This window comes from Candidatus Contendobacter odensis Run_B_J11 (genome assembly GCF_000531125.1).
In the GTDB taxonomy this organism is placed as follows: Bacteria; Pseudomonadota; Gammaproteobacteria; order Competibacterales; family Competibacteraceae; genus Contendibacter; species Contendibacter odensensis.
Map to the genome: position 1 here is coordinate 1 of NZ_CBTK010000094.1, position 11,851 is coordinate 11,851.

General features: G+C 62.2%; 9 protein-coding genes. All 9 read right to left on the reverse strand.

Annotated features, from left to right (window positions below; translation table 11 throughout):
- Window positions 1-2,158 (reverse strand): heavy metal translocating P-type ATPase (locus tag BN874_RS07550; protein ID WP_081756223.1); only part of this gene is annotated, 2,158 nt, incomplete at its 3' end.
- Window positions 2,159-2,235: 77 nt separating this feature from the next.
- Window positions 2,236-2,547, reverse strand: a complete 312-nt coding sequence (locus BN874_RS07555; protein WP_034431867.1) for a hypothetical protein — start codon at window positions 2,545-2,547, stop codon at window positions 2,236-2,238.
- An 89-nt stretch (window positions 2,548-2,636) separates the two neighbouring features.
- Window positions 2,637-3,020 carry a hypothetical protein gene (locus BN874_RS24350; protein ID WP_154724799.1) on the reverse strand — a complete coding sequence of 128 codons (384 nt, stop codon included), beginning with the start codon at window positions 3,018-3,020 and terminating at the stop codon, window positions 2,637-2,639.
- A 235-nt stretch (window positions 3,021-3,255) separates the two neighbouring features.
- Complete coding sequence (locus BN874_RS07565) at window positions 3,256-4,689, reverse strand: sensor histidine kinase (RefSeq protein ID WP_034431869.1); 1,434 nt, start codon at window positions 4,687-4,689, stop codon at window positions 3,256-3,258.
- Window positions 4,689-6,050 (reverse strand): sigma-54-dependent transcriptional regulator, encoded by a 1,362-nt coding sequence (locus BN874_RS07570; protein ID WP_034431871.1) that lies wholly within the window; start codon window positions 6,048-6,050, stop codon window positions 4,689-4,691. The genes BN874_RS07565 and BN874_RS07570 overlap by 1 nt, the downstream gene beginning before the upstream one ends.
- A 13-nt stretch (window positions 6,051-6,063) precedes the next feature.
- Window positions 6,064-7,731, reverse strand: coding sequence for a multicopper oxidase family protein (locus BN874_RS07575; protein ID WP_051497559.1), 1,668 nt, complete (start codon window positions 7,729-7,731; stop codon window positions 6,064-6,066).
- 21 nt (window positions 7,732-7,752) lie between these two features.
- Window positions 7,753-8,136 (reverse strand): hypothetical protein, encoded by a 384-nt coding sequence (locus tag BN874_RS07580; RefSeq protein ID WP_034431872.1) that lies wholly within the window; start codon window positions 8,134-8,136, stop codon window positions 7,753-7,755.
- Window positions 8,137-8,168: 32 nt separating this feature from the next.
- On the reverse strand, window positions 8,169-11,270 hold the full coding sequence (locus BN874_RS07585) for an efflux RND transporter permease subunit (protein ID WP_034431873.1): 3,102 nt from the start codon (window positions 11,268-11,270) through the stop codon (window positions 8,169-8,171).
- A 12-nt stretch (window positions 11,271-11,282) separates the two neighbouring features.
- The coding region (locus tag BN874_RS25035) for a permuted SH3 domain-containing protein (RefSeq protein ID WP_034431874.1) at window positions 11,283-11,851 on the reverse strand (569 nt) is incomplete at its 5' end.

Genomic DNA, 11,851 nt, shown 5'->3' on the forward strand with positions numbered 1-11,851 from the left:
CCTTGACCAGCGTCACGCCGGCACTCTCCATCGCCACATCGGCGCCGGTGCCCATGGCGATGCCGACATCAGCCTGGGCCAGCGCCGGCGCATCGTTGATGCCGTCACCGGCCATCGCGACCTTGCGCCCTTCGGCCTGCAAGCGCTTGATGTGACCCGCCTTGTCCTCGGGCAGCACTTCGGCGATGGCTTCGGCGATGCCGAGTTGCCGGGCCACGGCGTCAGCCGTACTGCGCGAATCACCGGTGAGCATCACCAGGCGGACGCCTGATGCCTTTAACGCGGCAATCGCCTCCTGGGTGCTTTCCTTGATCGGATCGGCAACCGCAGCGAGTCCGGCGGCAACGCCCTTTACCGCGAAGAACACGACCGTTTTCGCTTCCAGACGCCAGGCTTCCGCGCGCGCTTCCCAAGGCTGGGTATCGATGCCGTGCTGCGTGAGAAAACTGCGGCTGCCGACGAACACGCGCTGTCCAGCGATATCCGCTTGCACGCCGAGGCCGTTGACGGCCTCGAAGGCGCCAGCCGACGGTGGCGTCAGGCCGCGCGCCTTTGCCGCCGCAACGATGGCCAGGCCAATGGGATGCTCGGAAAGCTGTTCCACCCCGGCGACCAGCGCAAGCGCTTCATGTTCTGGAAGGCCCTCGGCGACAAAATCGGTCAACGCCGGATGCCCGAGGGTCAGCGTGCCGGTTTTGTCCACCACCACGGTGTCGATGTCACGCATGCGCTCGATAGCTTCGGCATTGCGGAACAGAATGCCGGCGCGCGCGCCTTGCCCCATGGCGACGGTCATGGAGATGGGCGTGGCGAGACCGACGGCACAGGGGCAGGCGATGATCAATACGGCAATGGCGTTGAGGAAGGCGTAGGCGAATTTCGGTTCGGGGCCGAAAAACCACCACGCGAGCGCCGTTACAATAGCGATGCCTATAACGACCTGAACAAAGTACGCCGCGATGACATCGGCCAGCTTCTGGATCGGGGCGCGCGTGCGCTGGGCCTCTCCCACCAGATGAACGATCCGCGCCAGCAGCGTGTCGGCGCCCACCCGTTCGGCGCGGATCACCAATGAGCCATTGCCATTGACAGTGGCGCCGGTGACCTTGTCGCCCGCCGTCTTGGCCACCGGCACCGGCTCGCCGGTGATCATCGATTCATCCACCCGGCTCGCGCCCTCGAACACCATCCCGTCCACCGGCACTTTCTCACCCGGTTTGACCCGCAGCCGGTGACCCACCGCGATGCTTTCGAGCGGCACTTGTTCCTCACTGCCGTCGTCGCTAAGGCGCCAAGCCAGATTGGGCGCGAGTTGCAGCAATTTCTGGATCGCCTGGCTGGTCTGGCCCATCGCACGCAATTGCAGCACATCGCCAAGGATCACCAGGGTCACGATCACGGCCGCCGCCTCGAAGTAAGTACCGACCGCACCGTCGTGCTCGCGGAACTCCAGCGGGAACAGTTCTGGAAAAAACACGGCGGCGAGGCTGAACAGGTAGGCGAGTCCCACCCCCAGCCCGATCAGCGTGTACATGTTGAGCGCGCGATGCACCAGCGAAAACCAGAACTTGCGCAGGATCGGCCCGCCGACCCACAGCACGACCGGGGTGCCCAGCACAAACTCGATCCACCCGCGCGCCTGCGGCAACAGGCCAAACAGCTCATGGATGCCGATCATGGGCGACATCGCGAGCACCACCAACGGAAGGGAGAGCGCGATCCCGACCCACAGCCGCCACGTCAGAGCGCGCAACTCGGAATCGTCGGCCTCGCCGCCGCCCGCGCCCGCAATCGGCACCAGAGCCATACCACAGATCGGGCAATCGCCTGGCGCATCGCGCACGATCTCCGGGTGCATCGGGCAGGTATAGCGCGTTCCTGGAGGCACCGCGCCCGCGCCAACAGCCGCGCCATCGTTCTGACCCGGAGATTCTCGCGGGGCTTGGGCATTGTGATGCGCGTGTCCAGAGTGCTCTGAGTGACCTGCGGGAGGTGGTGCGGCAACGTGCGCGGGCGGGTTGACCTCGAATTTCTGCTGGCAAGCGGTGGAGCAGAAATAATAACTTTTTCCCTCGAACACACTGCTGCTTGCCGCAGTTCGCTCATCAACCTGCATGCCACAGACCGGATCGGTTGCCATCGCTTCACCTCGATTCATCAGGAAACTCTCTTTCATCGCTGGACGGTCCCGGCGGATTTGGACATCCGGCCGGGATAGCCTTTAGCACGATAAATTCAACATGAATGCTCAAAGCTGTTGTGCTGGTTAAATCCCACCATGGGTTTCAGGTTGCAGTTTTTGCCCACTGCCTGTTCAGCGCTGGCGGGAGATTGGCTGGTGGAACGCACCTCGGAGCGAGTATTAGTGGTGCGAGTTAGCCACCCGACGCCATATTGCGATCCCTTATTCCAGCCGGGGCGGGGCGCAGACATGGATGACTCGCCGCCGTTGTCCTTATTGTTGAAACCGCTGTTGTCGGCATAAGCCGCGCCCGTTACTGCAAAACTCAACATTGCACCGGCGATAATCAATTGAGTCGTCTTCATGATTACTCTCCTACACAGGTATTCGGTTGGCGTATTGCTTTGCATGGAGGAGGAACCGTGTTTCAAGCGGCATCCGCGAATACTGACCGTTATTTCGAGTTCCATCCCCATTGCCGCAGCGAGGAGGAAGCAGGTGCGTCAGTCGGATGTTCATGGCCATGAGGACTGACGTCTCCTACCCAATCCCGGCCACTCCGGTCTTGGCCACCCTCGCTATGATGACCAGCTTCGGCAACCACCGGGGGGCGCGAGCCTTCATTGGGATTGACGTCTTTCACCCAATTCTTGCCACTCCGATCTTGGCCACCCTCGCTATGATGACCAGCTTCGGCAGCCACTGGAGTGCGCGGGCTTTGACTGGGCGGGTTCGGAAATACCTGAGCTGGGGTGTGACTGCCACTGTCAGCATAGGCCGCACCTGCTGCTGCAAAACTCAACATTGCACCGGCAATAATTAGCTTGGTCGTTTTCATGATCGCTTTCTCCTTACGGGATTTAGGTTGGCGTATCGCTTTGCATTGTTGCTGACAGGTATTAAGCAGTTGCCGTGCCAACTCGATTTTTAATTTCAATTGATTGATCTTTAGCGATTTTTAACGATCTGATTTTTAATTAGGACGATGGATGCTCTGGCTTGTTAAACGATTCGTTTGAACGGTTTATCGAAACGTTAAACGATGGCCGACCCGCACTGTCCGGTAGCGAGGCTTAGGGAGTGGATAGGGGCAAGGTCAGCCGAAAGCAGGTGCCGTGGGATCCGGTCTCGACCAAGGACAGTTCGCCGCCATGCGCCCGCATCAGATCGCGAGCGGTGGCCAACCCCAGCCCGGTGCCACCCGTGCGGCCGGAGGTCGCAAAGGGGATGAACAGCGATCCCAGGGTGGTTTCCGGGATGCCTGGTCCGGTATCGCGGATGTCGATCACCGCCTGTCCCGCCGTTTGCCGCACCGTGATCCGAATTTCGCCGCCGGAGGTCAGGGCTTCCAGCGCATTCTTCCCCAGATTCAGGAAGACACGGTAGAGACGCTCCCGATCCGCCGTCACGCTGAAATCTGGCGCAATGTCATTTCGCCAGCGAATCGGATGGGCGCGGCCAAGTTGCAACATCTCGCCGACCTCCGCGACCAGCGGGAAGAGCAGGAAGGTAGTTTTGGCCGGCACTGGTGTTTCACCGCGCGCCAAATCCTGGGTTTGAGTACAAAGGTCAATGGCTTTCTCGACCGACCTGGCCAGCAGTTGGGCAATCCGGCCAGTGGCGGGATCATGGATTCGCGTCAACCGCTCCGAGGTGAGCGAAACAGTGGACAAGATGCTGTTGAGATCGTGATGGATCCGGCTCACCGCTCGCCCGATGGTCGCGAAGCGCGCCTGCTGGGTCAAAGCCGCCCGCAGTTCGGCCTGCATACGCACCAGTTCCCGTTCCATGACCCCGATCTCATCGCGGCGGCGACTGGTCTGGATGATCGACGCCTCCGCCTCCGGGTTCTGGCGAAATTTCACCAGAAGGGCAGTGATGCGGTGAATCGGACGCACCATCAGTCGTTCCAGGCTGGCATAAACCAGAAGGGCGGTGAACAGCGAAATCAGCAGCGTGAGACTCACATGATGCAGGCTGTAGCCCCGCAGTTCCTGCTTGAGGTGACTGTCGTTAAATTCGATGATCAGTACCCGTTCGGGTTGAGTAGCTGGAGCGCCGACGATGTGTAGCAGGCGTGAGGTGGGCGAGAACAAAACCGTCAGCGTTTCGCCGAGCAGCCCGCTATATCCCTGCGAATGCCCATCGGCGACGGTTTTCACCGCGCCAAACCGACCCATTTTCAGGCCCGCCTCAGTCGGGGTAGACACCACTTCGATGCCGGTGACGCCCACTTGATCCAGCAAGGCTTGCTCGCGTCGGGCATCGAGCATGGGATCGTCCAGTGCCGCCAGCGCCGCCACCGCAATGTTGGCGTCGCTGATGCGGTGTTCCAGATAGGCGCGGTGATAAATCAGGATTGAAGGGATATGAATGAGAATGCCGCCGGTCATCACCACCGCCAGCACGACCACCAACATGCGTACTGACAGACTGTCCTGGAAAAACCGCCGCCGGATGCGCCGCTCACCCACGGGTGGCGACGAGTAGAGGGGTTCATTAGCCATTACTCCTCCCTACCGGCGGGAAGCTGAAGTTGGTATTTCTGAATTTTCCGGTCCAAGGCCGGCCGCGAAATCTTGAGGATGTCGCAGGTATGCCCCTTGTGCCCCCTCGTAGCGGCCAACACCCGCTGAATGTGGAGCGCTTCCACTTCATCCAGACTCAACAAGGAGCCATCGCTCTCTACAGTCGGTGCGGAGGGGCGATCCGGCAGGCTGAGCAGGTCGGGAGTCAGCACCGGATAGCGGGCGCGCACCAACGCCTGAGTCATTACGTTGACCAGTTCGCGGACATTGCCGGGCCAATCGTACTGGCACAGCCGCGCCAGCGCAGTTTCGGTGATCTTCAGCGGCGGGCGTTGCAGCGAGCGGGCGATCCGCGCCATCAGACCGGACGCCAGCAATGGAATGTCGTCGCGCCGTTCTCGCAGCGGCGGCACAGGGATCACATAGGCGTTCAGCCGGTAGAACAAATCCTCGCGGAACCGCCCAGCTCGAACCTCGGCAGGCAGATCGCGATGGGTGGCCGCGATCACCCGCGCCCGGCTGGTTAATGGCTGGGTTCCCCCCACCCGCTCGAACACGCCTTCCTGCAACACCCGCAACAGCTTGGCCTGCACCCCGGGCGCGAGTTCGCCGACTTCATCCAGAAACAGCGTGCCCTCATCGGCCAATTCAAACTTGCCAGGTTTACGGGCAACAGCGCCGGTAAATGCGCCCTTCTCGTGGCCGAACAGTTCGCTTTCCAGCAAGGTATCCACAATGGCAGCGCAGTTGACCGCCAGGAAGGAACCTAGCCGGCCGCTGTGGTGATGAATAGCCCGCGCCACCATTTCCTTGCCCACCCCGCTCTCGCCAGTGATCAGTACCCGGGTGTCGCTGGGGGCGACCAGCGCAATGTCCTTGCTGACCGCCAGCAGGGCACAGCTTTGTCCGAGCATTTTGCCGCTCACCGCCGGCGGCGTCAGATCATCGCCGAGCGCACTGGCTTTTTGCACCAGTTGCCGGTGTTGCAGGGCGCGGGCGAGGGTGAGTTCGAGTTCCTGGGTTTGTAACGGCTTATAAACGAAGTCATAAGCGCCCTGCTGAATGGCGCGGATCGCCAGATCGAGGTCGCGAGCGCCGGTCATCATGATGACCGGCGTCCCCGGTTCCCGCGCCAGCAACTGGTTGAGCAACTCCAGTCCGGTGCCGTCGGGCAATTGCTGATCGAGCAACGCGGCGTCCGGCGGGTGTTCCACCAACACCGTCAGCGCCTCCTGAATCCGATGGGCGCTGGTCACCCGGAACCCCTGCTCTTCAAAGTGCAGGGTCAGGGCGAGATTGAGCGCGGCGTCGTCTTCAACGATGAGGAGATGACGGATCATGAAATTGCCACCCTCAACGACCGCCCGGCTCCGCCACCTGAAACCCGAACATCATCCCGGCGGTCAGATGTTCGGCGATATGACAGTGCGCCATCCAGTCGCCGGGATTGGACGGATCGAGCACGATATCTACGGTCGCGCCCGTCGGAACCAGCACCGTGTCTTTCCAAACCTGGTTCTCCACCGGCTGGCCGTTGATGGCGAGGACCAGAAAGCGCTGGCCGTGGAAGTGAATGGGATGCTGCATCGGGTGCATCCCGGTAGCGGGATTGATCAGGCGGATTTTGACCGGCTTGCCACGCTCAAAGCGGTAATGAATCGCCATGTTTTCCGCGCCGGTTGCTTGATCACGGAGCAGCCAGCGCAAGGTGGCCGAGGTGGCGGCGGCGTTCATCGCGCCCATGTCATCCTCCCACTCTATCGGCGGCAGTGCTGAGGTAGCCGGTTGCCCATGCCCACCGTGCCCGGCATGGCCACCACCGGCTTCCATGCCGCCCATGCCCGGCATGTCCAGCCCGACCGTCAGGGTATAGTCGGGCGGCGCTTGCAGGTATGGCGCGAACGCAGCCACTTCGGCCTGCACCGCCGGACTGTCGCGCAGCGAGTCGGCTATTGCCTTGTTGTCACCGGTGGCGACGGCGATCTGGCCGAGGGCATAGGTTCGGGTGGGCGTGGTGTGGGTCAGGACAACGTGGCCCGGCTGGGCGAACGTAGCCTCAACGATGACGCGCTCGCTGGGAGCCAGCACCACGCTGTCGACCCAGGTTTCACGCTCGTAGCGCCCGCTATCGCCGCCGACCCGCTTCAGCCGCACTCCGGGCAGACTCAAGTTGAAGGTGCGGGCGTTGGCGGCATTGGTCAGATAAAAGCGCACGGTTTCGCCGGCCCGCACCGACAACTGATACTGCTCCTCGCCATTCACCAGCAGGACGTTGCCGAACCGCCCCATCAGCGCATGAGTAGCGACATCCTGGCCATAGGGGGTTTGCTGGCCGTTCTCGATCAGAAGGTCGTCCACGATCAGCGCCACTTCCCGATCCACCGGCGCATAGGTTTGCGGATCGCGGGGGAGCACCCAAATGTTGCCGTAGAGACCCGCATCCTGTTGAAAATCCTCCCGAACATGCGGGTGATACCAGTAGATGCCGTCATCCGGGAACCGCAGGGTATACCGATGCTTCCCGCCCGGCGGCACTGGCGATTGGCTGATGCCCGGCGTTCCATCCTGCCGATAATCCAGCCGCAAGCCATGCCAGTGAACGGTCGTGTCCTGATCGATAGCGTTTTCAAACTCAATCGTGACCGTTGCCCCCTGCCGCACCTTGAGCAGCGGGCCGGGTATTGAACCGTTGTAGGCATACAATCGCAGCGGCGTTCCGGCAAGGGTCTTGGTGACGATTTCCGCTCGCAGGGTGTAACGGTCGCCGTCTTTCAGTTCGATAATGGGCGTCGCTACGGCAGACGGCAACGGTCCCCGCCCTTCACCGGGCAGCACTCGCGCCGCCGATGTGTTACTGGATATGGGCGGCGCGGTTGAGGGGGTTGAACGATAACGTTCGCACCCTGGCATGTCGGGCATGGCTTGACAGTGTTTCGCCATGGCGTCCTGGTCGGCGAAGACGGGATGGCCCAGCGTCATGCCGAGCGCGGCGAGGAACAGAGGCAGTTTTAACTTCAACATGGCGCGGCTCTCCCATACGGCTCAATGCGCGGGTTCAAGTCGGGACTGGATCGGCGCTTTGCCCGGCAGGGTGATGGAGACCACCGCTTTGGCGCCCGCTGGCAGCGGCTCGGCCAGATTCAGGCGATTGCCGCCAGCGGGAGTGAGCGCAATCGGCCCCTTGCCGCCGGTCACCACCAGTTTGCCGCTGGCGCCTTCAACCGATAGCGGCTGGCCGCTGTGCTCGTACAGATAGAGGGCGTTATCACGCGGCGCCATTTCCAGAATGACGCCGCTGGCGGTCTCCACCATCGCGCCGCCGTGTTGGGAAATCGCATGGAGATTAGCGTCGGCATGGGCCAACGATGTCAAGCTCAGGCTCAGTGCCAGCGGGAACAGGCGCAGGGATTGCTGAATAGACTTCATGTTGCTACTCCTTTCGTTGCGTGCAGAGGGAATCAGAAACTTTCATCGTGACTTTCGCTGGCCAGACGCAGCGCCGGCTTTTCGCCAAACCGCCAGAACAAGACGGGGGTCAGCAGGGTATCCAGCAGGGTGGAACTGATCAGGCCGCCAAAGATGACCACCGCCACCGGATACAAAATCTCCTTGCCGGGCGCGTCGGGATTGACCAATAGCGGCACCAGACCAAAAGCGGCGACCAGCGCGGTCATCAACACCGGGGTCAACCGTTCCAGACTGCCGCGAATGATCATGGCCTGGGTAAAGCCTTCGCCTTCGTGGATCATCAGATTGAGATAATGACTGACCTTGAGGATGCCGTTGCGGGTGCTGATCCCGGCCAGGGTGATAAAGCCAACCAGACTAGCCACCGACAGCACCTGCCCAGCCAGCAGCAAGGCCAGCACGCTGCCCACCAGCGCCAGCGGAATGTTCGCCATGATCAGCAGCGCGAATGTCACCGAGCGGTATCGGCTATAGAGCACCAGGAAAATCAGGGCGAACGACACCAGCGCCAGCAGGCCGAGAGTGAAAGTCGCCTCTTCCTGAGCCTGAAACTGGCCTTCGAGCGCGGTGAAATACCCCTCCGGCAGCGGCGTCGCCGCCAGCGCGGCGCGGATATCGGCGATGAGGGCGGTCATATCCCGGCCCTCGCTGTTGGCCGAAATCACGATCCGGCGGCGGCCGTTGTCGCGGCTGACCTGATTGGGACCTTCAGCCTCGGTCACGTCCGCCAGCAGTTTCAGCGGCACCCAGCCGGTCGGTGTTTTGACCAGCAAATCCGCCAGCCGATGCACGGTGCGTTCGCCCTCGGCCAGGCGCAACACAATATCGAAGCGGCGGTCACGCTCCAGCGTCTGGGCAATCACCCGCCCGTTAGCCAAGGTTTCCAGCGCTTCACTGACCGCCGCCGGGGTCACTCCGTAATGACGGGCGCGCTCGTAATCCAGCCGCACCTGCACTTGGGGAATGAGTACCTGCTTCTCGATTTGCACGTCCACCAGACCGGGAATGGCGCGCAATTTCGCCTCAACCCCCGCCGCCAAGCCGCGCAGGGTATCGAGATCATCGCCGTACACTTTGAGCGCGATTTGTGCCCGCACCCCGGACAGCAGATGATCCAGGCGGTGTGAGATCGGTTGGCCGATGTTGATCGCTGCCGGCAAGGCCGCCAACCGGTCGCGGATGTCCTGAATGACCTCGGCGCGGTGGCGCGCCGAAGGCTTCAAGTCCACATCAATCTCACTGGAATGCACCCCTTCGGCGTGTTCGTCCAGTTCGGCGCGCCCGGTGCGCCGCCCGACCTGGATCACCTCCGGCACTTGCAGAAGTAATTGTTCGGCCAGCGTCCCGACCCGATTGGACTCCGCCAGCGCGGTGCCGGGATTGAGCAGCACGCTGAGGGTCAAGGTGCCTTCGTTAAACGCCGGCAGGAAGGCGCGCGGCAGGCTGAGCAAGCCCACGCCCGCCAGCGCCACCAGCACCAGCGCCGCCACCAGCAAGCCGTGGGCGCGGGGAAAAGACCAGACCAGCAAGCGGGCGTCCCAGCGTTTCAGGCGGCGCACCACCGGGCTATCGCCGTGATCCAGCAACCCGGCTTTGGGCAACAGGTAGTAGCAGAGTACCGGAGTCACGGTGACCGATACGATCATGCTGGCCAGCATCGACACCATGTAAGCGATGCCCAGCGGAGTAAACAGCCGACCTTCGATGCCGGACAGTGCAAACAGCGGCACGAACACCAGCACGATAATCAAGGTGGCGTAGAAAATGGCCGAGCGGACTTCGAGCGTCGCCTGGGCGATCACCTGGAGCGGCGGGCAGGGCTGGGGTTTGGTGTGGTTCTCCCGCAACCGCCGCAGCACGTTTTCCACCCCGACCACCGCATCGTCCACCAACTCGCCAATCGCAATAGCCAGTCCCCCCAGGGTCATGGTGTTGATGGACAGGCCGAACGCCTTGAACACCAGTACCGTCATCAACAGGGACAATGGAATGGCGGTCAGGGAAATGAGGGTGGTGCGCAGATTGAGCAGGAAGATCAACAAAATCACCGCGACCATCAGCGCGCCGTCCCGCAATGCTTCCTCGACGTTACTAACCGCGCTGTCAATGAAATGCGCTTGCTGGAACAGAACTTCAATCTGGACGCCGGGCGGCAGCGTGGCTTGCAAGGTCGCGAGCGCCGTTTCAATCTGTTGGGTAAGGGTCACGGTGTCGGCAGCGGGTTGCTTCTGCACCGACAGAATCACTGCGGGCCGACCATTGAAGCTGGCGTCGCCCCGCTTGACCCGAGCAGCCAGTTCCACCTGCGCCACCTGCTTCAGATAAATCGGTTGTTGGTCGTGGGTGTCCACCACCAGATTTTGCAAATCTTCGAGCCGGGTGGTGCGACCCAGATGGCGAATCAGGTACTCCCGGCTGCCCTGATTGAGAAAGCCGCCACTGGTGTTGGCCCCAAAGCCTTTGAGCGCCCGCTCCAATTCCTCCAGTTCCACCTCCAAATCCTGCATCAGGGTGACATCCGGGGTGATTTGGAACTGGCGCACCTCGCCACCGATGGGAATGACTTGCGCCACTCCGGGCAAGGTCAACAACCGGGGGCGCAAGGTCCAATCCGCGATCTCGCGCAACTGCATCGGCGTCACCGAGTCCTGATCAGTGCGCAACGCGATCAGCATGATTTCGCCCATGATCGACGTCACTGGCCCCATCTGCGGGATCATCGCCGGTGGTAATTGCGCCTGCACCGCAGTCAACCGTTCCGCGACGTGCTGGCGGTTACGATAGAGATCGCTGCCCCACCCGAATTCAACATAAATGATGGAGAGTCCCACCCCCGAAACCGAGCGCACCCGGGTGACTCCGGGCAGCCCATTCATCGCCGTTTCCAGCGGAAAGGTGATGAGTTGCTCGACTTCTTCCGGGGCCATGCCTTCAGCTTCGGTCATCAGCGTGACGGTCGGCCGGTTGAGATCGGGGAACACGTCCACCGGCAATTGCCGCAAGGTAAACGCGCCGTACCCCAGTAGCAGCGCCGCCGCCGCCAGGGTGAGCAGGCGATGTTGCAAGCTGGTGTTAATCAAGGCGTTGAACATGGCGGTTCTGCCTCAGCGCACTTGCGCCAGCAACGACGCGCCGACAGTGACAACCCGCTCACCGGGTTGCAGCCCCGCGAGCGCTACCACCGTCGCGCCGTCTACCGCCTGGACCCGCACCGGCCGCGCCGCAAAGCGTTCCGCCACCGTTTGGACCCAGACCTGAGATTCACCGCCGTCGGTGCGGGTGATGGCGTCGCGGGGCAGCGCCACTCCCGACAGCCGTTCCCGGGTCTGCACCAGAATCCGCACCGGCTGGCCCGCGCTCAGTCCTTGCCCGTCACCCGTCACTTGAAACTGCATCGGCAAGCCCTGGCTGCGGCGCTGGAAGCCCATGCCCAGGAACCGCAGCGGCAAAGTGCGCCCTTCCAGGGTCTGGGCGACGGCGGCGCTGATCTGCGAAGCCAGTGCGGGATCGAAGGTCAGCGCCTCCGCCCACCACGCGGCCGGATTGATGATTTCGACCAGAATTTGTCGCGCCTCAACCACTTGCCCGGCGCTAAGACTGGCAACACTGACCACGCCCGCCAGCCTGAGCAACTGACTGAGGCGCTGTATGTGGTGTCCGATATGGGCGGTGT